Raw genomic sequence first — 24,126 nt, forward strand, 5'->3', positions numbered from 1 at the left:
CCATGCTTGAACGAGCCTTGAAAGGGAGTCCCAAGTACTGGACCTGGATCGCCTTCCTGCTGGTGATCATCGGCGCCGGGTTCGTCTGTTACCTCTACCAGTTGGAGCACGGCCTGGGCATCACCGGCATGAGCCGCGACATCTCCTGGGGGGTCTACATCGCCCAGTTCACCTTCCTGGTCGGGGTGGCGGCCTCGGCGGTCATGCTGGTCATTCCGAAGTATCTCCACGACTACAAGACGTTCGGCCCCGTGGTGATCCTCGGCGAGTTTCTCGCCATCGCGGCGGTCACCATGTGCCTGCTCTTCATCATCGTGGACATCGGCCAGCCCGCCCGGGTGTTCAACGTCCTGCTGCATCCTACGCCGAACTCCATCCTCTTCTGGGACATGATCGTCCTGAACGGGTACCTCTTCATCAACATCCTGGTGGGGTGGACGACTCTCGGCGCGGAGCGCAACGACGTGCCGCCCCCGGCCTGGATCAAGCCCTTCGTCTATCTCTCCATCCCGTGGGCCGTCAGCATCCACACGGTGACGGCCTTCCTGTACGCGGGCCTTCCGGGGCGGCACATGTGGCTGACCGCCATCATGGCCCCGCGGTTCTTGGCCTCGGCCTTCGCCTCCGGGCCCTCGCTCCTGATCCTCCTCTGCCTCCTGGTGCGCAGGCTCACCAAGTTCGACCCCGGCAAGGAGGCCATCCAGACCCTTTCGAAGATCGTGGTCTACGCCATGATCACCAACATGTTCTTCCTGGCCATGGAGTTCTTCACCGCTTACTACAGCGGGATCCCCGGGCATCACCACTCCCTCGACTACCTCTTCTTCGGCCTCGACGGCAAGGGCGAGCTGGTGCCCTGGATGTGGACCGCGGTGATCCTGGGCTTGGCTGGGATCCTGATCCTGCTCATCCCGCCGCTCCGGCGCAACGAGCGGATCCTGGCGGTGGCCGCGGCCTGTATCTTCGCGTCCACATGGACTGACAAGGGGGTCGGCCTCGTGATCGGCGGTTTCATCCCGAATCCCTTCGAGGAGGTCATCGAGTACCACCCCACCGCGAGGGAGATCACCATCGCTCTGGCCATCTGGGCCATCGGGGCCCTGATCCTCACGGCCCTCTACAAGATCGCCATCTCCATCAAGGAGGAGAAGGCCCTGGGCTAGGGATCGTGACCGCGAAACGCCATCGAGGGGCCCCCGCCGGGGGCCCTTTTTCTTGGATCCCCGGGCGCCGGCCGGGGAGGAGCGCCGGGACATGGCCGACCGGGTGATCGCCAGGCTGGTGGTGGCCGCCATCCGGGGCGGGTCCGGGAAGACCGTTCTCACCCTGGGCATGGTCAGGGCGTTGCGGCGCCGCGGCCTCGCCGTGGCCCCCTTCAAGAAGGGGCCGGACTACATCGACGCCGCGTGGCTCGCCTTCGCCGCCGGCGCGGATTGCGGCAACCTGGACCCCTACCTCGTCCCGGCGGAGCGGCTGAGGGCCGCCTTCTCGGCCCGCTCCGGCCCGGCGGACCTGGCCCTCGTCGAGGGAAACCGCGGCGTCTTCGACGGGGTCGACGCCGCCGGGACCTACAGCACGGCGGAACTCGCCAAGCTCCTCGGGGCGCCGGTGGTCCTGGTCCTCGACTGCGCCAAGATGACCCGGACCGCCGCCGCCGTGGTCCAGGGGGTCCGGCACTTCGACCCCGATCTCTCCGTGGGCGGTGTGATCCTCAACCGCACCGGCGGTGCGCGCCACGTCCGGGTCCTCCGGGACGCGGTGGAACGTTACGGCGGCCTCCCGGTCCTCGGGGCCTTTCCCCGTCTCGACGCCGATCCCCTCCCCATGCGGCACCTGGGCGTGACCCCGCTTGCCGAGCATCCGGAGGCGGATCGGGCCTTGGACCGGCTCGCCGAGGCGGTGGCGGAACGGGTCGACCTGGACGGCCTCCTGGAGCTGGCGCAAGGGGCGGGGCCCTTCGACCCGGGGGCAGGGGAGGCGCGGCCCTGGGCGGCCTCGGGCCGGCCGGGCGGGGGGCTCCGCATCGGGGTGGCCCGGGACGCCGCCTTCAACTTCTATTACCCGGAGAACCTCCAGGCCCTGGAGGACGGGGGCGCGGAGCTGGTCTTCTTGGATCTTGCCGCGGATCGCCGGTTGCCCGACATCGACCTCCTCTACATCGGGGGCGGCTTCCCGGAGACCCAGGGGGAGCGCCTCGCCCGGAACGCGGAGCTGATGGAGCGGCTGCGCCGCCGGGTGGCGGCGGGCCTGCCGGTCTACGCGGAATGCGGCGGGCTCATGTACCTCGGGCGCCGGATCGAGTGGCGGGGCCGGACCTTCCCCATGCTGGGCGTCATCGACTGGGACTTCGTCCTGGAGGGGCGGCCGCAAGGACACGGGTACAGCCGGCTCCGGGTGGAGCGGCCGACCCCGTTCTATGCGCCCGGGGAGGAGATCTCCGGCCACGAGTTCCATTATTCCCGGCCCGTTCCCCTTCAGCCCAAGGCCGGCGAGCGGCTTGCGTGCAGGGTGCTCCGGGGGAGCGGCTTCGACGGAGAGCGGGACGGCCTCTGCCGGGGGACCGTCTTCGGCACCTATACCCACGTCCATGCCCTCGGGCAGCCGGCGTGGGCCGCCCGGCTCCTCCGCGCCGCCCGGGAGGCCCGGCACGCGGCGGCCTCCGGGTCTTCGGCTTGACAAGCCGGAGAATCATCGTCTATATGATACGGAGCCCGGTGAAAACCGGGCCCTTGGCCCCACCAAAGACCCGACTGAGGAGGAATCGACATGTTTCAGATCACCATCGACTACGACAAGTGCCAGGGCGACGAGGAATGCGTGAACGCCTGTCCGGCGCAGGTGTACGACTTCGAGGATGACAAGCCGGTCATCGCCCGGGGTGAGGATTGCCTCGGCTGTGAGACCTGCGTCGAGGTCTGCCCCGTGGGCGCGATCACGGTGGAAGAAGTCTAGAGCCCGGATCTGTCCAACGGCACGAAGCTGGGCCGGCGCCGTGGCGCCGGCCCTCCTTTTTTCAGCCTTCGAGGCAGGCCTGGCGGAGCCCTTTCTCTTGTTCGAGCACGCGGCGGGCGGCCTCGATGTCCTGGCGGATCTGGGCGGCCAGGGCCTCGGGGCCGGGGAAGCGGCGCTCGTCGCGGAGGCGCTGGATGAGGTTGACCTTGATGGGGTGGCCGTAGATGTCGCGGTCGAAGTCAAAGATGTGCACCTCGGCCGAGAGCCGGCCGTCGCCGAAGGTGGGGTTGAAGCCGATGTTGAGGACGCCTCCGTAGCAGGCCGTTTCGTGGAGGACCTGGACGACGTAGACGCCCTTTTTGGGGCAGAGGTCCTCCTCGGAGATGGTGAGATTGGCCGTGGGGAAGCCGACCTCGGGCCCGCCCCTTTGCCGGCCTCGCTGCACGGTGCCGCGGATCTGGTAGTAGCGGCCCAGGAGCCGGCGGACTTTCCGCATCTCTCCCTCGGCCACCAGGCGCCGGACCAGCGTGCTGCTCACGGTCATGCCGTCCACCACCACGGGCGGGACGACGTGGACGGCAAAGCCCAGGGCCTCGCCCTTGCGGCGGAGGAAGTCGCGGTCGCCTTCCCGGCCGCGGCCGAGGGCGTAGTCGTAGCCGATGACCAGGTCCCGGATGCCCAGGTGTTCCACGAGGACGAGGTCCACGAACCGGTCGGCGGTGGTCGCCGCCAGCTCCCGCGTAAAGCGCAGGCACACCAGGGCGTCCATGCCGGCGCGCTCGATGAGCTCGATCTTCTGCTCCAGGGTCGAGATGAGCTTGGGCGGGGAATCGGGCCGGAGGACGCGGAGCGGGTGGGGCTCGAAGGTCATGGCGACGGCCTCTCCCCCCCCGGCCCGGGCCAGTTGCACCACCTTGTCGAAGAGCGCCCGGTGCCCCAGGTGAACCCCGTCGAAGTTGCCGATGGTGAGCGCGGGGCGGTGAAAGACGCCCTTGAGGTTTCGCCAGTCCTGGTAGATGCGCATGCGCGGCTCCGGGGGCCCTGCCGGGGCCGGCTCCGGCCCTGGCAAACGGCCCGCCTGAAGCTACCCCAGGGCCTTGACAAGCGCAAGATGGGCCTATTTAATAGGCCTTCGCCGGGCCGAAGTGGCGGAATTGGTAGACGCGCTAGATTCAGGATCTAGTGGGTGTATGCCCGTGGGAGTTCGAATCTCCCCTTCGGCACCACATCGCACGCCGACGGTGTCGGCGGCCGGGAGAACGACATGGAATGTACCACCAAGAGACCGGGGGACGAATGCGGGTTCATGACGGCGAAGGGGTGCACCTTTCTGGGCGGGGCCTGCTTCGAGGTCGTGGAACAATGCGAGGGGTGCGGGCGGATCGTCCAGCGGGAGGAGGGTCGTTTCTGCGCGGTCTATCCCCATCCCGCCGCGAAGTGGCGCCGGGGGGTCTGTAACTTCGCCACCCACGCGCGGCCCGAGGTGGCCAAGGACGCCGCCGGCAAGAAGATCAACCCCCTCAAGGCCGCCAAACGCGCCGCCCGCGGCCGCCGCTGAGCAGGGTTCGGCCCGCGGCGCCGGAAGGCCCGCCTCCTCGGAGGCGGGCCTTTTTGGTGGCGTCGCACAACGTCCCGGGCTGCCGTGTTGCTTCGGATGTCCTCGTCCTTGCGGCGGCGCTCGGCCCGGCGCGTTCCCGATATCCTCACCCCGTGCCTTACGCGGAGGTCGAAGAATCAGCTTGATGGCGTGGGGCGGTCCCGAGCGGGCCTCTCAGCCGCGCGTGAGTCTCCCCAGCGCGGCCTCCAGCCGCGCCAGGGCCGCTTCCAGGGTCGCCAAGTCGCTGGCGTAGGAGAACCGGACGAACCGGTCGTCACCGAAGGCGACGCCCGGGACGGAGGCGATGCGGGCTTCGTCCAGGAGGTAGTCCGTCATGGCGAGGCTGTCGCCGATGGCCCGGTCCCCGGCGCGCGCGCCGTGGTAGGCGGAGAGATCGGCGAAGGCGTAGAAGGCCCCCATGGGCTCGGGGCAGGTCACGCCGGGGAGGGCGTTCAGGCGCCGGGTGATGAAGTCCCGCCGCTCCCGGAAGGCGGCGGTCATGCGGTCCACGCACTCCTGGGGGCCGGTGAGGGCCGCCAGGGCCGCCATCTGGGCGATGGAGTTGGGGTTCGACGTGCTCTGCCCCTGAACGCGGGTGGCGGCCTTGACGAGGGCCTCGGGGCCGGCCATGTAGCCGATCCGCCACCCCGTCATGGCGTAGGTCTTGGACACACCGTTGACGAGCACCACGCGGTCCGCGAGGTCCGGGGCCACGGAGAGGATGTTCTCCGGGGGGCGGCCGTCGAAGCGGATCCGGTCGTAGATGTCGTCGGAGATCACCACCAGGCCGTGCGCGGCGGCGACGCGGGCCACCGCGGCGAGGGTGGCGCGGGAGTAGACGCACCCCGTGGGGTTCGACGGGCTGTTCAAAATGATGGCCCGGGTCCGCGGCCCCACCAGGGCCTCCAGGGCCGCCGGGTCGATGTCGAAGCCGGCCTCGGCCCGGGTCTCCAGGTATCGCGGGACACCCCCGGCCAGTTCCACGATGGGCGGGTACGAGACCCAGTAGGGAACGGGGATGATCACCTCGTCGCCGGGGTCGAGCAGGGCCTGGGCGATGTTGTAGAGGGCCTGCTTGCCGCCCGTGGAGACGAGGATCTGTTCGGGGCGGTAGGTGACGGCGTAGTCCTCGGCGAGGCGGGCGATGACGGCCTCCTTGAGCTCGGGGATGCCGCCCACCGGGGTATACTTGGTGAAGCCGTCGCGGATGGCCTTGACGGCGGCCTCCTTGATGTGCTCCGGGGTGTCGAAGTCCGGTTCGCCGGCGGAGAGGTTGGCGAGGTCCACTCCCTGGGCCTTGAGGTGCTTCGCCTTGGCGTTGATGGTGAGCGTCGGGGAGGGCTTGAGTGATGTGACGCGCTGGGCGAGCCGGAGGGGCGCGGAATCTGGCATGTCCTAGTCCTCGAGTGTGTCGTGCCGGGGCGGCGGGCCGTGGTAGTGGACGCGGTCCAGGCAGAGCCCCTCTGCCGGCGCCGTCCGGCCGGCGAGGCGGCGGTCGCCCCCGGAGAGGATCCGCTGGAGGTCGTCGGGCGGCCGCCGCCCGCTGCCGACCTCCACGAGCGTTCCCACCATGTTTCGGACCATATAACGAAGGAAGCCGTCGGCGGCAACCGAAAAGTGCACGATGGGTCCCGGGGCCGGGACGGCCAGGGCCCCGGGTTCCAGGACCTCGATGCGGCAGCGGTAGAGGGTGCGGACGGTGGTCTTGACGCTGCTCCCGCTGGCCTGGAAGGCGGCGAAGTCGTGCCGGCCGAGGAGGGCGGCGGCGGCCTGCCGCATGGCCTCGATGTCCAGGGGACTGGGCAGGCGCCAGGCCCGGTCCTCCCAGAGCGGCGCCTTGGATGGGGCGACGAGGACCCGGTAGGAATAGGTCTTGGCCACGGCGTCGTAGCGGGCGTGGAAGTCGGGGGCGGCTTCTTCCACGCCGAGGACGGCCACCGAGGCGGGGAGCAGGCTGTTGAGCCCCTCTCGGAACCCATCGCAGGGGATGGCGGCCCGGGTCTCGAAGTGGGCCACCTGGCCGGCGGCATGGACGCCGGCGTCGGTGCGGCCGGCCCCCACCACGGTGCTGCGTTCCCCGGTCATCCGGGAGAGCGCCGCCTCCAGGGCCGCCTGGACGGTGGGGCGGCCCGCCGCCTGCCGCTGCCACCCGTGGAAGGCGGCGCCGTGGTAGCTCAGGACGAGCTTGAGCCGGCGGCGGACCATGGGCCGCTGCGGGTCAGGGGCACAGGCCGGTGATGTCGAGGCCCGAGGCGGGGTCGAGGCCGGCCATGAGGTTGAGGTTCTGGATGGCCTGGCCGGCGGCCCCCTTGACGAGGTTGTCGATCACGGAGAGGAGGATCACCCGGCCGGTCCGGGGGTCGACCCGCGCTCCGATGTGACAGGCGTTGCCGCCCCGGACATGGAGGACGTTGGGCAGCGTTCCCTCGGGGAGGACCGTGACGAAGGGGTGGGGCCGGTGGAAGGCCTCGAGGCAAGCGAGGATCTCGGCGGTGCCGGTCCCCGGCCGGGCGAGATCCGCGTAGATGGTGGTGAAGATCCCCCGGGAGACGGGCACGAGGTGGGGGGTGAAGTTCACCACCACGGGCCGCCCGGCGGCGGCGGACAGCTCCTGCTCGATCTCCGGGGTGTGCCGGTGTTCGCCCACCTTGTAGGCACGAAACGCCTCGTTCACCTCGCAGAAGGCCGTGGCCAGGGAGGCCCCCCGCCCGGCCCCGCTGGCGCCGGACTTGGAATCGATGACGAGGCCCTCGGGGGCCACGAGCCCTTCCCGCAAGAGGGGCACGAGGGGGAGCAGGGCGCTGGTGGGATAGCAGCCCGGGTTGGCCACGAGGCGGGCGGCGGCGATGCGCGGCCCGTAGACCTCGGGAAGGCCGTAGACGGCCTCGTCCAGGAGCTCGGGGGCCTCGTGGGCCTGGTACCACGCCTCGTAGGTCTGCCGGTCCCGCAGGCGGAAGTCCGCGGAAAGATCCACCACCCGGCCCCCGGCGGCGAGGAGTCCGGGGACCACCTTCATGGCGGCCTGGTGGGGCACGGCGGTGAAGAAGAACTCCGCCTGCCCGGCCAGGGCCGCCGGCTCCGGGGCCGTGAAGGCGAGTCCCCGGTATGGCTGGAGCGACGGGAAGACCTCGGTGACCTCCCGGCCCTCGTACCGGCGCGAGGTGATCGCCGTGACACGCACCTCGGGGTGCCGGGCCAGCAGGCGGAGCAATTCGAGGCCGGTGTAGCCGGATCCCCCGACGATGGCCACCTTCAGCATGTTCGATCCTCCGCGGACGGCGGGCCCGGAACCGGCCCCACGAAAAAGGGGGAAGGCGTGCCTTCCCCCCGGGCGGGTGCAGAGGTCGTGCCCATCAGCGCTTGGAGTACTGGTAACGCTTCCGCGCGCCGGCCAGGCCGTACTTCTTGCGTTCCTTGACGCGGGCGTCGCGGGTCAGGAGGCCCGCCTTCTTGAGCGTTCCTCGGTAGTCGTCGTTGACCGCCAGGAGGGCCCGGGCCACCGCGTGCCGCAGGGCCTCGGACTGGGCGTTCTTCCCGCCGCCCTTGAGGGTGGCCTGGACATTGAACTTGCCCAGGGTGCCGGTGAGCACGAAGGGCTGCTCCGCGACGATGCGGGCCGTCTCGACGTCGAAGTACTCGTCGAAGGACTTGCCGTTGACGGTGATCTCGCCGTTGCCCGGGGTCAGCCAGGCGCGGGCGACGGCCGTCTTCCTCTTTCCGGTGGCGTAGTATCTGGCTTCGGCCATGGTGGTTGGATCCTTACGGCGTGAACCGGAGGGGTTCGGGTTTCTGGGCCTGGTGGGGGTGTTCGGGCCCCCGGTAGATCTTGAGCTTCTTGAGCTGGCGGCGGCCGAGCCGGTTCTTGGGGAGCATGCGGCGGACCGCCAGGCGGAGGACCTCCTCGGGCCGCTTCTCGAGCATGGTCCGGGCGGTGGCCGTCTTGAGGCCGCCGAGGTAGCCGGTGTGGCGCCGGTAGAGCTTCTTGTCGAGCTTGCCGCCGGTGAGACGAACCTTCTCGGCGTTGACCACGACGACGAAGTCGCCGGTGTCGAGGTGGGGGGTGAAGATGGGCTTGTGCTTGCCCCGCAGACGGGTCGCGATTCGGGAGGCGAGGCGCCCCAGGACCTCCCCGTCGGCGTCCACCACGTACCAGTTCCGCTGGATGTCGTTCACCTTGGGCAACGGTGTCTTCATGGATCCGGGTTCCCCTCAGTAGGTTGGGCCGAAGGCCGAGCCTTCGACGCAAGGCAAGCTCGGTTCATAAAAGAATTGGGCCGGGTTGTCAAGGGGAGGGGCGTCGGCCCGCCGGGTCAGGAGGTCCGGCGGAAGCGCTCCCAGAGCTGGATGACCCGCCGGATGTAGGCGCGGGTCTCGGGGATGGGCGGCACGCCGCCCGCCGCCTCCACGCGGTTCGGGCCGGCGTTGTAGGCGGCCAGGGCCAGGACCACGTTGCCGCCGAAACGGTCCAGGAGCTTCTTGAGGTAGGCGACGCCGCCGCGGATGTTGGCCGCGGGATCGAAGGGGTCGGCCACGGCGACCTCCTCGGCGGTCTCCGGCATGAGCTGCATGAGCCCCATGGCCCCCTTCCGGGATCGGGCCAGGGGGTTGCCCGCGGACTCGGCGTGGATCACCGCGCGGACGAGGGCGGGGTCAAGGCCGTGGGCCCGGGCCGCCCTCGTGATGAGGTCGTCGAGGCGCTCCCTGCAGCGGCGGTGTCTTGCCGCCTCCAGGGGCCGGTACCGGGGGTCGGTGGGGACGTTGGTGACGTGGAGCACGCCGCGGGAGTCGACGTAGGCGTAGAGCCCCCCCGCCAGGGCGGGCGCGGCGGCCGCCGACACGATCACGAGGGCCGCCAGCGCGGCGGCGGCGGGAGACACCACTCCCCACCCGTCATGTCCGGTGCGGCGTTCCATCAATCACTTCTTCGGCACTTTCTCCCAATCGGCTAAAAATTTTTCGAGGCCCCGGTCCGTGAGGGGGTGGGAGGCCAGCTGGCGGATGACCTTGAAGGGGATGGTGGCGATGTCCGCGCCGATGCGGGCCGCCTCCAGCACGTGGACGGGGTGGCGGACGCTCGCCACGATGATCTCGGTGTCGTAGGCGTAGTTCTCGTAGATCAGGGCGAGGTCCCGGATGAGGTCCATCCCGTCCTGGGAGATGTCGTCCAGCCGGCCCACGAAGGGGCTGGCGTAGGCCGCGCCGGCCTTGGCGGCCAGCAGCCCCTGGAGCGGCGAGAAGACGAGGGTCACGTTGACGCGGATGCCCTCCCCGGCGAGCCGCCGCGTGGCCTTGAGGCCCTCGGGGGTCATGGGGACCTTGACCACCACGTTGGGGGCGATCTGGGCCAGGCGCCGGCCTTCGGTCACCATGCCCTCGGCGTCGAGGCTCACCACCTCGGCGTTGACCGGGCCGTCCACGATCTGGCAGATCTCCCGGATCCGGTCTTCCAGCGGGCAGCCCTCCTTGGCCACCAGGGAGGGGTTGGTGGTGACGCCGTCCACCATCCCGAGGTCGGCGGCTTCGCGGATTTCGTCCAGGTTGGCGGTATCGATGAAGAATTGCATCCTCGCTCCTCCTCTCGGCACGCTGGGGATGGATGGTCCAGCCTACCAAATCCCCCGGGGGAAGGAAAGCCGGGTGCCCCGTACAGGATTCCGGCACGGCGGCCGATAAGGGTATGGAGAAGGAGGTCCCATGACCCCGGAAGAACTCACGAACGGTGTCTTCGTCCTGGACGGCGCCCTCAAGCTCAAGGTCTCCAAGGACCGGATGGAGGCGGTGGCGTCCCCGGTGGAGGGGGAACTCACCCCGGAGCTGGAACGGGTGCTGCCCCAGGTGCTCGACGAGGCCGGTATCGTCCACGGCCGCCTCCCCGTGCCGGAGCGGACCCGGGACGGCTGGGTGGTGGCCCGGGGGACCCCGCCGGAGAAGGGCGAGGACGGCACCATCGAGTACCTGGTCCGGCTCCCCGACGGCCGCCCGGTGATGCGCCCGCCCGAGGAGGGCGAGGGCGACCCGGATGCCGGTCCGCTCTACGTGGACCCGAACATGCTGAACCTGGTGGTGAACGTCCGGGAGGGGGAGACCATCGCCCGGAAGGTCCCGCCGACCCCCGGTGTCCCGGGGCAGGACGTCTTCGGCGGCGAGATCCCGGCAAAGCCCGGCCAGTACGCGGCCTTCAAGCCCGGGGCCGGGGTGGAGATCTCCCAGGACGGGATGACCATGGTAGCGGCGCTCAGCGGGAAGATCGAGCTCGAGGGCGAGGGGAAGATCTCCGTCCGGGACGAGTGGACCCTGGAGGGCGACGTGGACGCCGGCACCGGCCACATCGAGTTCATCGGCCGGCACATGAAGATATCTGGGTCCGTCCAGCACGGGTTCCGCGTCCAGGTGGAGGGGGACCTCGAGGTCGGGAAGGACATCGAGGACGGGGCCCACGTGGAGGTCCGGGGGAGCCTCGACGTGGGGGGCATCATCCGGGCGGCCAAGACCGTGATCAAGGTGGGCGGGGTGCTCACCTGCCAAAGCATCGAGTATGCCGATGTCACCGTGGGGGGGCGGATGGAGGTCAAGGACTACGTGCTCGACGCCACCTGCCGGGTCCGGGGGGACGTTCAGGTGGTGGAGGGCAAGGGGCAGATCGCCGGCGGCGCGGTCTATGCCGGCGGCTCCCTCGAGGCCAAGGTGTTCGGGACCTCCGCCAACGTGCCCACCCGGATCTCGGTGGGCCGGGATCTCGCCCTGGAGGAGCGCTACGAGAAGGTCGTGGCCGAGGTGGAGACGTGGGGGGCGAAGCTCAAGGAGGTCAAGAAGGGCCTGGCCGCCCTGGCGGCCATGGAGGCCAAGGGGCCCCTCGGCCGCAAGCCCAAGTTCATCAAGGACCGCCTCACCGATCTCCGCCCCAAGATCGAGGCGCGGCTCCGCGAGGCCACACGGCTGCTGGCCGAGATGGAGCCCCACCTCGTGAACAAGCGCGACGCCCGTGCCCGCGCCCTGGTCAAGGCCTACGCCAAGACCGTGGTGGAGATCAAGGACGTCCGCCTCCACCTGGACCGCAACGTGGAACAGCCCGTGGAGTTCCGGTTCCGCGACGGGGAGGTCCAGGTGGCCCCCATCCAGGCGGGCTAGCCCGCCTGTCCCGCCGCCGCCGCTTCCTGAGGCGCCGTTCAGTGATTGCCGCCCGGGACTTGGCAAAGTCGGGGCGGTGTGCTACATCAAGGCACGGTTACCCTTGCCAGGAGTGCCCCGAAGAGGCCCCCCGGCCGCTCCGGGGGCATGAGCCGGCTTTCATCGCCGGTCCGCCGCCATACATTCAATACGAGGAGGATTCGCACCATGTCCGTCATCATCCTTGGCCACAAGAGCCCCGATACCGATTCCGTCACCGCCGCCATCGCCTTCGCCGAGCTGCAGAAGGCCCTGGGCGTGGATGCCGTCCCGGGGCGGCAGGGCGAGCTCAACCCCGAGACCGCGCTCGTGCTCGAGAAGTTCGGCTACGCCGCCCCCGAGCTCGTCACCGACGTCAGCGGCCGGAAGTACATGCTGGTGGACCACAGCGACATCAAGCAGGCCCCGGACAACTGGGACCAGGGCGAGCTCATGGCCATCGTGGACCACCACAAGATCGGCGACATCACCACCGGCAACCCGATCTTCTTCTGCGCCATGCCCGTGGGCTGCACCGGGACGGTCCTCTACAAGCTCTACACCGACCTCTACAAGAAGCCCATCCCGGAGAAGGTGGCGGGGCTCATGCTGTCGGCCATCCTGAGCGACACGGTCCTCTTCAAGTCCGCCACCTGCACCCCCGACGACAAGGCGGCCGCCGAGGCCCTGGCCAAGATCGCCGGCATCTCCGACATGATGGCCTGGGGCATGGAGATGGCCAAGGCCAAGAGCGCCGTGGAGGGCGTGGCGCCGCGGGATCTCATCTTCCGCGACTACAAGGACTTCGACATGGGTGGCAAGACCGTGGGCATCGGCCAGCTCGAGTTGGTCTCCCTCGACCTCGTGGCCGACATGAAGGACGCCCTCTACGCCGAGATGGAGAAGGTCAAGGCCGAGGGGAACCGCCACAGCGTCTTCCTCATGCTGACCGACATCATGAAGGAAGGGACCGAGCTGCTGGCGGCCACGGACGACCCCGGGGTGGTGGACAAGGCCTTCGGGACCGCCCTCCAGGGCCGCTCGGTCTGGCTGGACGGCGTCATGAGCCGCAAGAAGCAGATGGTGCCGCCGCTCCAGAAGGCCTTCGGCGCCTGATCCGTCCCTGCGGACGATTCCACCGGGGCCGGGCCGCCTGTGCCCGGCCCCGTCTTTTTCGGCCGGGCTTGCCCCGGTCGACCCGCCGCCTTATGTTCTTCGCGTCACCCTATCGCAGGAGGCACGAGCACCCATGGCCACGGACATCGACGACCTCTTCGCCGACGGGCAGTTCCGCTTCATGGACGAGGATTTCGAGGGGAGCATCGAGATCTTCACCCGGGTCTTGGAGATGGACCCCGCCTACGCCAAGGCCTACCAGGCCCGGGGGATCTCCCGGCTGCGGCTCGGCGACCGGGAGAGCGCCCTGGCGGACCTCCGGGAGGCCCTCCGCCTGGATCCCGAAAACCCCCGCTTCCACTACCACCACGCGGCGGTCCTGATGCAGATGGATCGGCTGGAGGAGGCCGTGGAGGCCGTCTCCCGCGCCATCGACCTCGATCCCGCCTATGCCGCCGCCTACTACATCCGGGGGCAGCTCTACGAGCGGCTCGGCGACGAGGAGAGCGCCGCCGCCGATACCAGCCACGCCATGAACCTCCGCAAGGAGCAGATGAAGGCCAACCGCTGGGTGGACATGTAGCGCCCGGGACGGCGCCCGCTCGCCGGCCTCAGGCGAGGCGGCCCGCGGCGGGCGCCCGCCGCGGCGGCCCCGGCGGCCCCGGCGGCCCTTCCGGCGTCGTCCGGGCGAGGGGCAGGGTGAGGACGGCGGTGACCCCCGGCGGGCCCTCGCAGGCCAGGCGGAGGCTGCCGCCGTGGCGTTCCATGATCTGCTTGGCCACGGCGAGCCCGAGGCCCATTCCCCCGGGCTTCAGGGTGAAGAAGGGCTCCATGGCCTGGGAGAGGTGGCCCCGGGCGAGGCCGGGGCCCGTGTCCGAGACCCGGATCTCCACCCGGTCTCCGACGATCCGGGTGCCCACGGTGAGGGTGCCGCCCCCCGGCATGGCCTCCAGGGCGTTCTTCAGCACGTTCAGGAGGCAGCGCCGGAATTGTTCCGGGTCGAGGTCGGGGGCCGGCTCCCCGGGATCGAGGCGGGTGAGGCAGCAGATGCCCCGCCGCTCCATCTCCGACCGGAGGAGCACCAGGACCTCGTGGACGAGGCCGTGGAGGGGGACCCGTTCCGGGCGGAGGCCGGGCGGCGGCTCGGCGAAGTCCATCAGGCGGTCCAGGATCGTTTCCACCCGGCGGCATTCCTGCAAGATCGCATCGGCATGCAGGCGGGTGCCGTCCGCCGCCTCCCGGTGAAGCCGGCGGGCCAGGCCGCCCATGGCCGCCACGGGGTTGCGGAGTTCGTGGAGGAGCTGGTCCGCCATGCGGCCCAGGGCGGCATAGCGTTCCGCCTGGACCAGGAGGTCCTTGTTCCGCTCGATCTCCTCGTTCATCCGGGCCAGTTCCCGAAGCTGGGCGCCGAGCACCTCGCAGGTCCGGGCCTTGTCCACTGCCAGGGAGGCGAGGCCGGCGAAGAACCGGAGGGCCTCCATGTCCTCGGGCGTGATGGGGCGCCCGGTGTAGCGGTTGTCCACCAGGATGAGCCCGTAGGGGGCCTCGGCGGAGGAGAGGGGCGCGGCCGCGAAGCGGCCGGTGCCGAGGAGCCGGGCCAGGGGCTCGGGCGCCGGCTCGGCGCCGGGGCCCGCCAGCACCTCCCGGTTCTCCAGGAGGGCCCGGACGAGGAGATGTCCCCGCTCCGCCAGGGGGACCCGGATGGCCCGGGCCGTCTCTCCCAGGGGCGGGGCGACCGGTGTCTCCCCGGAGTGGTCGATGAGGTCGAAGAGGGAGAGCTGGCGGCGCTGCACCTCGTGCCAGATCCGGCCGGCCTCTTCCCGGCTCGCCGGCCCCACGGCCATCTCGCCGGCGAGGATCCCCTCCGCGGGGAGGACCCGGAGGAGGAAGGCCCGGTTGAAGCCGAGGCCCTCCCCGGCGGTGACCCCCACCAGGACGGCCCTGAGGATGCCCTCGAGGTCACGCGCCCGGAGGAAGGCCCGGTTCATCTGGGCCGCCAGCTCCAGCAGCAGCCGCGCCGGGTAACGTGTGCCGCCCGCCGGTTCGAGGTCCTGCTCCGCCATGGTCCGCCCGGTCTCCCCTGCGTCTCCCCCCGCGGCGCCGGGACCGTTCCGGCCCTTGTACAGCGGCGGGGGGCGGCTGGGTGAAAGGTCGTTCTTCCTCCCTTTTTCCCTCGCATGCTTCCTATACACCAACTTGACACGCCCGTAAATTGCCGTCATAGTAACGTGGAATTTCGGGTTTTCCATTATGCGGCCCAGCCGGGTCGAAGAAGCCGAGCCAAAGGAGGAGACGCATGCAGAAGAAGATTTTGAGCCTGGTCTTGAGTCTGGTGTTCGCCCTGGGTGTCGCCGGGGTTGCCATCGCCAAGAAGTGCAAGGGCAAGGTGACGGCCGTCGAGGGCAACACCCTGGTGATCGACTCCGCCAAGTGCGGCGAGATGAAGGTCGAGGTCAAGAAGGCCAAGGAGTTCGAGGTCGGCGACGAGGTCACCGTGAAGAACGGGAAGGTCAAGAAGGCCCGGAAGAAGATCGAGGGCTGCTAAGGCCGACCGGGCACGGTCAATAAGGTTTCGAGGGGGGAGGGCCATCGGCCTTCCCCCTTTTTTGATGGCGTTGCGAGCATCCCCCATGCCTGTGTGCTTCCCATCGCATCGTCACTGCGGCGTATCATGAATGCGCCGCGATCCTCGCGATGGCCGCCTCTTGTCCTTGGCGATGCTCGCTGGGCGGTCCTTGGTTGCATTCGGCGCGTTTTTGGGCTCGCGGCGCCTAAGGGTCGCCGGCCTCGGCCAGGCGCTTGAGCTCGTCGATGGCCGCGGCGTAGTCCCCGGCGCCGTATACGGCGGAGCCGGCCACGCAGACGTCGGCCCCGGCCGCCGCCACGGCGGCGATGGTCTCGGGGTTGACGCCGCCGTCCACCTCGAGGTCCACGCCGCCGCCGAGGCGGTCGATCATGCCCCGGATGGTCCGGATCTTGGCCAGCGAGCCCGGGATGAAGGACTGGCCCCCGAAGCCCGGGTTCACGCTCATGACCAGGACGAAGTCGAGGTCCGGGAGGATGGCCTCCAGGCAGGCGGCCGGGGTGGCGGGGTTCAGCACGGCGCCGGCCCTGGCCCCGAGTTCCCGGATGGTCTGGACGGTCCGGTGGAGGTGGCGGCAGGCCTCCACGTGGACGCTCACCCAGTCGGCGCCGGCCGCCACGAAGGCCTCGATGTAGCGGTCCGGGTCTTCGATCATGAGGTGGACGTCGAGGGGGAGGCGGGTCACGGGGCGGATGGCCCGGACCACCGGCGGGCCGATGGTGATGTTGGGCACGAAGCGGCCGTCCATGACGTCCACGTGGAGGAGGTCGGCCCCGGCGGCCTCCACGGCGCGGATCTCGTCGGCGAGGCGGCCGAAGTCGGCGGAGAGGATGGAGGGGGCGATGCGCACGGGCATGGAGGCATTATAAGGGCTTCCCGCCCGGGCGTCATTGACATTTTCGCCGTCGGGTGCTTCGCTTGACGGAACGGGGTGCCGGGGCCCCGCGGACGGAGGACGCGGACATGAAAGACGGGATGGATCCATCGGCGGTCTCCCGCAAGATGCGGGCCTTCATGGAGGGGGGCTCGTGGATCCGGAAGATGTTCGAGGAGGGTGCGCGCCTCAAGGCCCGCCACGGGGCCGACGCGGTCTGCGACTTCAGCCTCGGCAACCCCGACCTCTCCCCCCCGGAGGCCTTCACCCGTTCCCTCTGGCGGGCCTGCGGGGAAGAGGCCCCCCTGGCCCACGGCTACATGCCCAACGCCGGCTACGGGGAGGTCCGGGAGCGGGTGGCGCGCCACGCCGCCGTGGAGCAGGGGGTCCCGCTCGGCGCGGACGACGTCCTCATGACCTGCGGGGCGGCCGGCGGGCTCAACGTCGTCTTCAAGGCCATCCTCGACCCGGGGGACGAGGTCGTGGTCCCCGCCCCCTACTTCGTGGAATACCGCTACTACGTGGACAACCACGGCGGGGTGCTCGTCCCGGTGCCGTCGCGGCCCGACTTCGGCCTCGATCTTGCGGCCATCGAGGCCGCCGTCGGCCCCCGGACCCGGGCCGTCCTCCTCAACTCGCCCAACAACCCCACGGGCGTGATCTACGACGCCGAAAGCCTCGCCGAGCTGGCGGGGCTGCTCCGGCGGGTCTCGGCCCGCCGCGGGCGTCCCGTCTACCTCGTGGCCGACGAGCCCTACCGGCGGCTGGCCTTTTCGGGGCACCGGGTGCCGCCCTTCCTGGCCCTCTACCCCGACAGCCTGGTGGCGACGTCCTTCTCGAAGGATCTGTCCGTGCCCGGGGAGCGGATCGGCTACGTGGCCGTGAACCCCGCGGCCGCGGGCCGGGGGGAGCTGCTCGGCGCCCTCACCCTGGCCAACCGGATCCTGGGCTACGTCAACGCCCCCGCCCTCATGCAGCGGGCGGTGGCCGCGTGTCTCGACGCCTGCGTGGACGTCGGCGTCTACGAGCGGCGCCGCGACCGGCTGGCCGCCGTCCTCGAGGCGGCAGGCTACGAGTTTCAGCTCCCCATGGGCACCTTCTACTTCTTCCCCAAGACCCCCATCCCCGACGACCGCGCCTTCGTCCGCCTCCTCCAGGAGGAACGGATCCTGGCGGTGCCCGGCTCCGGTTTCGGCGCCCCGGGGTACATGCGGGTCGCCTTCTGCGTGGCCGACGAGGTGATCGACCGGGCGGCGGAGGGGTTCCGGCGCGCCAGGGAGCGGGCCCTGGCCGGGGCGGCGGCCTAGGCCGGGGCCTCCATCACGGCGGCGAAGAACCCGTCCGGCCCCCCGGGTTCGGGCCGTATCTCGAGGCACCCATCGGGCGTCACGAACCGGCGGGCCGCCGGGGGCAGGGCCGCCGCCACCGGGACGAGCCGCCAGCCGGGGGCCGCCTCCAGGAAGGCCCGGACCACGCCGGAGGTCTCCTCGGGTTCCAGGGTGCAGGTGGCGTAGGCAAGGCGGCCCCCGGGCCGGAGGAGGGGGGCGGCGCCGCGGAGGAGGTCCAGCTGCAGGGCGGCCAGGCGCGGGACGTCCGCGGGGGTGCGGTTCCACTTGATGTCCGGGTGGCGGCGGATGACCCCGAGCCCGGAGCACGGGGCGTCCACCAGGATGCGGTCGAAGGCGGGCCGTCCCGCCGCCCGGAGTCGCCGGAAGTCGCCCGGCGGCAGGATCTCCACGGCGCGGAGCCCCAGGCGGCGGGCGTTTTCGGCGAGGCGCCCGAGCCGGCCGGCGTCGGGGTCCGCCGCCGCCACCCGCCCCCGGTCGTCCATGAGGGCGGCGATGTGGGTGGTCTTACCGCCGACACCGGCGCAGGCGTCCAGGACCGCCTCCCCGGGGGCGGGGGCGAGGCAGTGGGAGACGAGCTGGGCCGCCTCGTCCTGGACGAGGCAGAGGCCCTCCGCCAGGCCGGGGATCTCCGCCGGGTCGCCCCGCCACCCCGGCAGCACCACCGCCTCCGGGGCGAGGCCGCCCGGCACCGCCTCGATCCCTGCATCCTGCAGCCGGTCCAGCAGGACCGAGCGCGAAAGGCGCCGGGTGTTGGCCCGGAGGGTGAGGGGGGCCCGGGTGTTGTTCGTCCGGCACAGGGCGGCCGCCGCCTCCAGGCCGAGCCGGCCGGCCCACCGGCGGACCATCCAGGCGGGGTGGGCGGTCTCGCGGGCGAGCCGTTCCACCGGATCGGCGCCGGCGTGGGGTGGCCCCTCCCCCTCCCGCGCCAGGCGGCGGAGGACGGCGTTGACGAGCCCCGCCGCCCGGCGCTCGGGCCCCGCCTTGACGGCGGCCACCGCCTCGTGGACGGCGGCCCGGTCCGGCACCCGGTCGAGGAAGAGCACCTGGTAGGCGGCCACCCGGAGGTGCTGCCGGACCCGCGGCGAGAGGCGGCGGGCCGGGCCGTGGAGGCACCGGTCCACGGCGGCGTCGATCCGGCTGCGCCACCGGACGACGCCCAGGACGAGCTCCCGGCAGAGGGCCCGGTCCCTCGGGTCCCAGGCGGCGCCGGCGGTCTCTCGCTCCAGCAGCCGCTCCAGGGGCGGCCGTCGCCCCGGGCCTTCGGCCTCCCATGCGAGCAGGATTTCGGCGGCCCGTCGCCGGGGAGAGGGCCTCAAGGCGAAAGACGGGTTCCCGGGGCCAGGGGGCGGCCCCGGAGGAAGTCCGCCACGGGCAGGCGGCGCCCCCCGGGCCGCTGGAGTTCCCGGATACCCAGGGGGGCGTCGGCCGCCGCCACCACGAGGCCGTCGGCGCCGGCCGAAAGGACCGTTCCCGGCGGGGCGGTCGGGGCGGGGCCGCCCGGGAGAAACGGGCGGAACAGCCGAAGCCGTTCCCCTGCCCACGTGGTATAGGCGCCGGGCCTCGGGTCGAGGGCCCGGAGGAGGCCGGCGAGCCGGGCCGCGGGGGTGTGCCAGTCCACCCGGGCCATCTCCGGGCGGATGGGGGGCGCGAGGCTGATCCCCTCGCCGGGCTGGGGCATGGGTTGGATCTCACCGGCCGCCAGGCGGTCGAGACCCTCCACCAGGACCTCGGCCCCGAGGCGGGCCATCCGCGGCAGGAGTTCCCCGAAGGTCTCGTCCGGCCCGATCTCCAGGGCGCGCTGGAGGAGCACCGGGCCGGTGTCCATGCCGCGGTCCATCACCATGAGGGTGATGCCGGTCTCCGTCTCGCCGTTCAGGATCGCCCACTGGATGGGGGCCGCGCCCCGGTAGGCGGGCAGCAGCGAGGCGTGGACGTTGACGGGATGCCGCCGGGGGACGGCGAGGAGCGCCTCGGGGAGGATCTGGCCGTAGGCGGCCACCACCAGGAAGTCCGGGGCCAGCTCCCGGACGCGGGCGATGAAGGCCGGGTCGCGGACCGACTCGGGCTGGAGGACTTCGATGCCCGCCCGGGTCGCGGCCTCCTTGACCGGCGAAGGGCGCGGCGCCCGGCCCCGGCCGCGGGGGCGGTCGGGTTGCGTCACCACGGCCGCCACGCGGTGGCCGCGGCGGAGGAGGGCCTCGAGGGACGGCACGGCGAACTCCGGCGTGCCCATGAAGACGATGCGGAGGGGGGGCGCCCCGGTCACGTCAGGCGTCCTTCGGGCGGAGCTTGGTCCACTTTCTCCGGAAGAGGGCCTTCTTCACCGGGGCCAGCCGGTCCACGAAGCAGATGCCCTCCAGGTGGTCCAGCTCGTGCTGGATGCAACGGGCGAGCAGCCCCTCGGCCTCGATGCAGACCTCCTTCTCGTTCCGGTCGTAGCCGCAGACTTGCACCCGCTGGGCGCGCTTGACCCGCGCGCTGTATTCCGGCACGCTGAGGCAGCCTTCCTCGCAGACGTCTTCGCCCTCGGCCAGGGTGATGCGGGGGTTGACGAGGACGATGGGGCTGGGCCCCTGCTCCCGGGGGGTGACGTCCATGACCACCAGGCGCTTGAGCTCCCCCACCTGGTTGGCCGCCAGCCCCACGCCGGAGGCCGCGTACATGGTCTCGAGCATCTCGTCGATGAGCTCCTGGATCGCCTGGTCCACCCGGTGGACGGGCTCGGCGGGGGTGCGGAGGATATCGTGCGGATAGACGAGGATTTTTTTCATGACGGAAAGATAATAAGGCCTTGCCGCGGCGGCGGCAACCGCGGCGCCCCGGGGCCGTGAGGGATCGACCCTTCCGGGAGGACAGGTGGCGGCCGGCGGCGCGGGACCTCCGCTGGCTGCTCGACCGGGGCTACCCCAGGCAACCGGCGCTGGCCTTCGTGGGGAACCATTTCCAGCTGCACCAGGGCGAGCGGGACCTCCTCTACCGCGGCATCTTCCGGCGGGACCAGGCCCGGGCCCGGCGGGCCCGGCGGGTGCGGCTCCGGGACCTTGCCGGCCGCGGTCTCGCCATCGACGGGCACAACGTCCTCATCACCCTGGAGAGCGCCCTCCGCGGGCGGCCGCTGCTCGTGGCCGACGACGGGTTCGTCCGGGACGTGAGCCGGGTCTTCCGGCGTTTCCGCCCCACGGACCGGACCCGGGCCGCCTGGGGCCTGGTGGGCGCCTGCCTCCGGGACCATCCCCCGGCGGAGGTCCTGGTCGTCCTGGACGCGCCGCTTCCCCGGAGCGGCGAGCTGGCGGGGCGGATCCGGAGGTGGATGCGCGAGGCCGGGATCCCGGGGGAGGTGCGGGCCGTCCGGCGGCCGGAGGGCGTCCTGGCGGCCTTCGACGGGGTGGCCGCCACGGCGGATTCCGTGGTGCTGGACCGCCACCCCGCCCTCCTCGACCTGGCGGGGCACATCATCCGGCGCCGGCTCCGGGTGCGGCCCTGGCGGATGCCCCGCTGAGGCCGGCCCTCACAGGAGGTGCTGGGGGTCCACGTCCACGTCCACCCGGATGCCGGAGGGGAGATCCCCGGCCTCCGCCGACGCCACCCGCTGCCATATCCGCCGGAGGGCCGCCCCGGAGGGCCCCTTGAGCAGGAGCTGCCAGCGGAAACGGTTCCGGAGCTTCGGGCGCGGGGCCGGCGCGGGGCCCAGGACCTCGGTGCCGTCCCGGCAGGCGGCGGCCAGGCGCCCCGCCGCCCGGCCGAGCCGCGCGGCGGCGGCCGCCACGCGCTCGCCGTCGGCCCCGGAGAGCCGGATGTTGACCAGGCGTCCGTAGGGGGGGTAGCCGAGGGCGCGGCGCAGTGCCATCTCCGCTTCGAAGAAGGCGGCGAAGTCGTGGCGCGTCGCCGCCTGGAGGGCGTAGTGGTCCGCGGACCAGGTCTGGACCACGACGCGGCCGGGCCGGTCGCCGCGGCCCGCCCGCCCGGCCACCTGGGCCAGGAGCTGAAAGGTCCGCTCCGCCGCCGTGTACTCGGGGAAGTGGAGGGAGAGATCCGCCCACAGCACCCCCACCAGGGTGAGCCCGGGAAAGTCGTGGCCCTTGGTGACCATCTGGGTGCCCACCAGGACGTCCACCGCGCCGTCCCGGACGGCCCGGAGGGTGGCCTCCGTGTCCTGCCGGTGGCGCACCACGTCGCGGTCGAGGCGGGCGACCCGGACGCCGGGGAAGAGCCCGGCCAGGTCCTCGGCCACCCGCTCCGTCCCCCAGCCCGCCGCCCGGACGGTATGGCCCTGGCACTGGGGGCAGACCGGGAGGGCGGGGGCCGTGAGGCCGCAGTAGTGGCAGGCGAGGCGGCCGTCCCCCTTGGCCGCCCCGGGGCCGGCGTCCGCCTTGTGCCAGGTGAGGGAGATCTCGCACCGGGGGCACCGGAAGACGTGGCCGCAGTCCTGGCAGAAGAGGAAGGTGGCGAAGCCCCGGCGGTTGACGAAGAGGAGGGCCTGCTCGCCTCTCTCCAGGGTCTCGCCCAGGGCGCGGTGGAGCTCCGGCGAGAGCCACGGCGGAGCCCCGGCCTCCCGGCGCCGGGGGCGGCGCCGGGGCGGCCGGTGCGCCTTCCGGTCCACCAGGACGACCTCGGGGAGGGGGCGGCGTTCCACGCGGTGGTCCAGGGAGAGGAGGCGGTAGCGCTCGTCGAGGGCGTTCCGGAAGGAGGCCAGGGAGGGGGTGGCGGAACCGAGCACCACCGCGGCGCCCTGGAGCTTGGCCCGCATCACGGCCACGTCCCGGGCGTGGTACCGGAACTTGTCGTCCTGCTTGTAGGAGGGGTCGTGCTCCTCGTCCACCACCACCAGGCCGAGGTCGGCCACCGGCGCGAAGACCGCCGACCGGGTCCCCACCGCGAGCCGCCGCTTGCCCTGCCGGAGCAGCAGCCACTGGCCGAGGCGCTCGGCCTCGGTGAGGCCGCTGTGGAGCACGGCCACCGCCTCGCCGAACCGGTCGATGAAGCGGCCTACCGTCTGCGCCGTCATGGCGATCTCCGGCACCAGTACCAGGACCCCGCGGCCCCGGGCCAGGCAGGCGGCGGCGGCCCGGAGGTAGACCTCGGTCTTGCCGCTTCCCGTCACCCCGTGGAGGAGAAAGGGGGCGAAGCCCCCCCGGGAGAGCGCGGCGTCCAACTCGCCGAGCACGGCGGCCTGCGCCGGGGTGGGCTCGGGCGGAGGGCCGCCGGGCCAGGCGGCGAGCCCCGGGTCCCGTTCCCGGAGGGGGGCGCGGCGGCCCAGGATGCGGTCGAGCCGCCGGGCGCGGGCCGAGAGGAGCCCAGGCGGCAGGGCCTCGGCGGCGGCGAGCCCCGGCGGGTAGAGGTAGTAGCCCGCGGCCCATTCCACGAGCCCGTCGAGGGGGGCGGGGAGGACCGCCTCCGGGTCGAGGCAGTCCCGGACGGCCTTGAGCCGCGCCCCGGCCGGGGGGCGGGCCGGCCGGCCCCAGGCGAGGCCCACCAGGGTCCGCCGTCCCACCGGAACCACCACGCGGGCCCCCTTCGGCGGGGGCGCCTTCCGCATCCCGCCGGCGAGCGCGTAGGTGAGGGGGCCCGGCAGGGGAAGCGGCACCAGGACGTCGATCACACCTTTTCGGCCTCGAGTACCTGGCGGAGGTAGGCCCGGAACCGGCGCCCGAGTTCCGGGTGGTCCAGGGCGAAGCGGACCGTGGCCTGGAGGTAGCCGAACTTGTCGCCGGCGTCGAAGCGCTGCCCGTGGAACTCGTAGGCGTAGAGGCCCCGCTCGGCCCGGAGGAGGTCCAGGGCGTCGGTGAGCTGGATCTCGCCGCCCACGCCGGGGGTCGTCCGGCGGAGGCAGTCGAAGATCTCGGGCCGGAGGATGTAGCGGCCGATGATGGCCAGGTTGGAGTCCGTGGTGCCCGGGCGGGGTTTTTCGATGAGCCGGGTCACCTTGTAGACCCCCTCGGCCACGGGCTCGCCCTCCACGATCCCGTAGCGGTAGGTCTCCTCCGGCGGGACCCGCTGCACCGCCACCACGGCCTCGCCCACCTCCTGGAAGACGCCGCGCATCTGGAAGACGCAGGGGATGTCGGCGTCCACGAGGTCGTCGCCGAGCACCACGGCGAAGGGCTCGTCGCCCACCACGGTCTCGGTGGCCCGGACGGCGTGGCCGAGGCCGAGGGGCTCCTTCTGCCGCACCGAGACCACGTCGATGAGCCGGGAGATGTGCTGGACCTCCCGGAGCAGGTCCTCCTTTCCCTTCTGGGCCAGGAAGGTCTCGAGCTCGAAGGAATAGTCGAAGTGGTCCTCGATGGCGGATTTCCCCGAGGCGGTGACCAGGATGACCTCCTTGAGCCCCGAGGCCACCACCTCTTCCACGATGTACTGGATGGTGGGGCGGTCCACGATGGTGAGCATCTCCTTGGGGATCGCCTTGGTGGCCGGGAGGAATCGGGTGCCGAGGCCGGCCACGGGCACCACCGCCTTGCGGATCTCATCGGTCATGTCCTGCTCCCAGTTCGACTTTTCGGGGGGC

At 71.7% G+C, this 24,126-nt stretch carries 25 protein-coding genes and 1 tRNA gene; 11 read left to right on the top strand and 15 right to left on the bottom strand.

From position 1 onward, the window contains the following. The first annotated feature begins 2 nt into the window (after positions 1–2). The 3 genes from dsrP to HCU62_RS08625 all read left to right on the top strand — a co-directional run bounded on the left by dsrP (position 3) and on the right by HCU62_RS08625 (position 2,952). The gene (dsrP, locus tag HCU62_RS08615; protein WP_163299252.1) at positions 3–1,163 is read left to right on the top strand and encodes a sulfate reduction electron transfer complex DsrMKJOP subunit DsrP; all 1,161 of its coding nucleotides are present in this window, start codon (positions 3–5) and stop codon (positions 1,161–1,163) included. Between the two features lie 91 nt (positions 1,164–1,254). Next, positions 1,255–2,676, top strand: a complete 1,422-nt coding sequence (locus HCU62_RS08620) for a cobyrinic acid a,c-diamide synthase CobB (protein WP_169755570.1) — start codon at positions 1,255–1,257, stop codon at positions 2,674–2,676. A 90-nt stretch (positions 2,677–2,766) separates the two neighbouring features. Further along, entirely contained in the window at positions 2,767–2,952 is a 186-nt protein-coding gene (locus tag HCU62_RS08625; protein WP_163298166.1) for a 4Fe-4S dicluster domain-containing protein, read from the top strand. Between the two features lie 61 nt (positions 2,953–3,013). On the opposite strand, the gene HCU62_RS08630 is transcribed toward HCU62_RS08625, so the two are convergent. Further along, the gene (locus HCU62_RS08630; RefSeq protein ID WP_163298165.1) at positions 3,014–3,976 is read right to left on the bottom strand and encodes a bifunctional riboflavin kinase/FAD synthetase; all 963 of its coding nucleotides are present in this window, start codon (positions 3,974–3,976) and stop codon (positions 3,014–3,016) included. A gap of 115 nt (positions 3,977–4,091) precedes the next feature. Here HCU62_RS08630 and HCU62_RS08635 point away from each other — a divergent pair. Both HCU62_RS08635 and HCU62_RS08640 read left to right on the top strand, forming a co-directional pair. After that, positions 4,092–4,178: transfer RNA gene (locus HCU62_RS08635), tRNA-Leu, on the top strand. Between the two features lie 38 nt (positions 4,179–4,216). Next, positions 4,217–4,510 (top strand): PxxKW family cysteine-rich protein, encoded by a 294-nt coding sequence (locus HCU62_RS08640; RefSeq protein ID WP_163298164.1) that lies wholly within the window; start codon positions 4,217–4,219, stop codon positions 4,508–4,510. Positions 4,511–4,723: 213 nt separating this feature from the next. On the opposite strand, the gene HCU62_RS08645 is transcribed toward HCU62_RS08640, so the two are convergent. The 7 genes from HCU62_RS08645 to fsa form a co-directional block, all read right to left on the bottom strand. Then, positions 4,724–5,941, bottom strand: a complete 1,218-nt coding sequence (locus HCU62_RS08645) for a pyridoxal phosphate-dependent aminotransferase (protein WP_163298163.1) — start codon at positions 5,939–5,941, stop codon at positions 4,724–4,726. A 3-nt stretch (positions 5,942–5,944) separates the two neighbouring features. After that, on the bottom strand, positions 5,945–6,754 hold the full coding sequence (truA, locus tag HCU62_RS08650) for a tRNA pseudouridine(38-40) synthase TruA (protein WP_163298162.1): 810 nt from the start codon (positions 6,752–6,754) through the stop codon (positions 5,945–5,947). A gap of 13 nt (positions 6,755–6,767) precedes the next feature. Then, the gene (gene argC / locus HCU62_RS08655; RefSeq protein WP_163298161.1) at positions 6,768–7,808 is read right to left on the bottom strand and encodes an N-acetyl-gamma-glutamyl-phosphate reductase; all 1,041 of its coding nucleotides are present in this window, start codon (positions 7,806–7,808) and stop codon (positions 6,768–6,770) included. A gap of 94 nt (positions 7,809–7,902) precedes the next feature. Continuing rightward, a complete protein-coding gene (rpsI, locus tag HCU62_RS08660; RefSeq protein WP_163298160.1) occupies positions 7,903–8,295 on the bottom strand; it encodes a 30S ribosomal protein S9 in 393 nt (130 codons plus the stop codon). 13 nt (positions 8,296–8,308) lie between these two features. After that, the gene (rplM, locus tag HCU62_RS08665) at positions 8,309–8,743 is read right to left on the bottom strand and encodes a 50S ribosomal protein L13 (RefSeq protein WP_163298159.1); all 435 of its coding nucleotides are present in this window, start codon (positions 8,741–8,743) and stop codon (positions 8,309–8,311) included. 116 nt (positions 8,744–8,859) lie between these two features. Continuing rightward, complete coding sequence (locus HCU62_RS08670; protein ID WP_163298158.1) at positions 8,860–9,462, bottom strand: lytic transglycosylase domain-containing protein; 603 nt, start codon at positions 9,460–9,462, stop codon at positions 8,860–8,862. 3 nt (positions 9,463–9,465) lie between these two features. Then, entirely contained in the window at positions 9,466–10,113 is a 648-nt protein-coding gene (gene fsa, locus HCU62_RS08675) for a fructose-6-phosphate aldolase (protein ID WP_163298157.1), read from the bottom strand. A 130-nt stretch (positions 10,114–10,243) separates the two neighbouring features. Between fsa and HCU62_RS08680 the strand changes: the two genes are divergently transcribed. The 3 genes from HCU62_RS08680 (at position 10,244) to HCU62_RS08690 (ending at position 13,394) form a co-directional block, all read left to right on the top strand. Beyond that, complete coding sequence (locus tag HCU62_RS08680; RefSeq protein ID WP_163298156.1) at positions 10,244–11,677, top strand: flagellar assembly protein A; 1,434 nt, start codon at positions 10,244–10,246, stop codon at positions 11,675–11,677. 207 nt (positions 11,678–11,884) lie between these two features. Continuing rightward, the gene (locus HCU62_RS08685) at positions 11,885–12,811 is read left to right on the top strand and encodes a manganese-dependent inorganic pyrophosphatase (RefSeq protein WP_163298155.1); all 927 of its coding nucleotides are present in this window, start codon (positions 11,885–11,887) and stop codon (positions 12,809–12,811) included. Between the two features lie 133 nt (positions 12,812–12,944). Beyond that, complete coding sequence (locus HCU62_RS08690; RefSeq protein ID WP_163298154.1) at positions 12,945–13,394, top strand: tetratricopeptide repeat protein; 450 nt, start codon at positions 12,945–12,947, stop codon at positions 13,392–13,394. Between the two features lie 28 nt (positions 13,395–13,422). Here the strand turns inward: HCU62_RS08690 and HCU62_RS08695 are convergent, their stop codons facing one another. After that, positions 13,423–14,874: an ATP-binding protein gene (locus HCU62_RS08695; protein WP_163298153.1), complete on the bottom strand. Its 1,452-nt coding sequence runs from the start codon at positions 14,872–14,874 to the stop codon at positions 13,423–13,425. A gap of 233 nt (positions 14,875–15,107) precedes the next feature. Here HCU62_RS08695 and extJ point away from each other — a divergent pair, with 233 nt between their 5' ends. Continuing rightward, positions 15,108–15,356, top strand: coding sequence for a selenite/tellurite reduction operon protein ExtJ (gene extJ / locus HCU62_RS08700; protein WP_163298152.1), 249 nt, complete (start codon positions 15,108–15,110; stop codon positions 15,354–15,356). A 226-nt stretch (positions 15,357–15,582) separates the two neighbouring features. Here the strand turns inward: extJ and rpe are convergent, their stop codons facing one another. After that, entirely contained in the window at positions 15,583–16,251 is a 669-nt protein-coding gene (gene rpe, locus HCU62_RS08705; protein ID WP_163298151.1) for a ribulose-phosphate 3-epimerase, read from the bottom strand. 107 nt (positions 16,252–16,358) lie between these two features. On the opposite strand from rpe, the gene HCU62_RS08710 reads away from it, so the two are divergent. Then, a complete protein-coding gene (locus HCU62_RS08710; RefSeq protein WP_246325400.1) occupies positions 16,359–17,576 on the top strand; it encodes a pyridoxal phosphate-dependent aminotransferase in 1,218 nt (405 codons plus the stop codon). Here the strand turns inward: HCU62_RS08710 and rsmB are convergent. From rsmB to def, 3 genes are read right to left on the bottom strand one after another with little or no spacing between them, the layout of a single operon-like run. Further along, positions 17,573–18,934: a 16S rRNA (cytosine(967)-C(5))-methyltransferase RsmB gene (gene rsmB, locus HCU62_RS08715; RefSeq protein WP_163298150.1), complete on the bottom strand. Its 1,362-nt coding sequence runs from the start codon at positions 18,932–18,934 to the stop codon at positions 17,573–17,575. The two genes, HCU62_RS08710 and rsmB, sit on opposite strands and share 4 nt — an antisense overlap. Further along, positions 18,931–19,884, bottom strand: coding sequence for a methionyl-tRNA formyltransferase (fmt, locus tag HCU62_RS08720; RefSeq protein ID WP_309474774.1), 954 nt, complete (start codon positions 19,882–19,884; stop codon positions 18,931–18,933). Before fmt ends, rsmB begins: the two co-directional genes overlap by 4 nt. A gap of 1 nt (position 19,885) precedes the next feature. Further along, a complete protein-coding gene (gene def, locus HCU62_RS08725) occupies positions 19,886–20,389 on the bottom strand; it encodes a peptide deformylase (RefSeq protein WP_163298149.1) in 504 nt (167 codons plus the stop codon). A gap of 56 nt (positions 20,390–20,445) precedes the next feature. On the opposite strand from def, the gene HCU62_RS08730 reads away from it, so the two are divergent. Then, entirely contained in the window at positions 20,446–21,117 is a 672-nt protein-coding gene (locus HCU62_RS08730; protein WP_163298148.1) for a DUF434 domain-containing protein, read from the top strand. Positions 21,118–21,126: 9 nt separating this feature from the next. On the opposite strand, the gene priA is transcribed toward HCU62_RS08730, so the two are convergent. Beyond that, positions 21,127–23,217, bottom strand: a complete 2,091-nt coding sequence (gene priA, locus HCU62_RS08735) for a replication restart helicase PriA (RefSeq protein ID WP_343066729.1) — start codon at positions 23,215–23,217, stop codon at positions 21,127–21,129. After that, complete coding sequence (gene galU, locus HCU62_RS08740; protein ID WP_163297926.1) at positions 23,214–24,095, bottom strand: UTP--glucose-1-phosphate uridylyltransferase GalU; 882 nt, start codon at positions 24,093–24,095, stop codon at positions 23,214–23,216. The genes priA and galU overlap by 4 nt, the downstream gene beginning before the upstream one ends. Between the last annotated feature and the right edge of the window lie 31 nt (positions 24,096–24,126).

Origin of the sequence: Dissulfurirhabdus thermomarina, assembly GCF_012979235.1 — a bacterium.
In the GTDB taxonomy this organism is placed as follows: Bacteria; Desulfobacterota; Dissulfuribacteria; order Dissulfuribacterales; family Dissulfurirhabdaceae; genus Dissulfurirhabdus; species Dissulfurirhabdus thermomarina.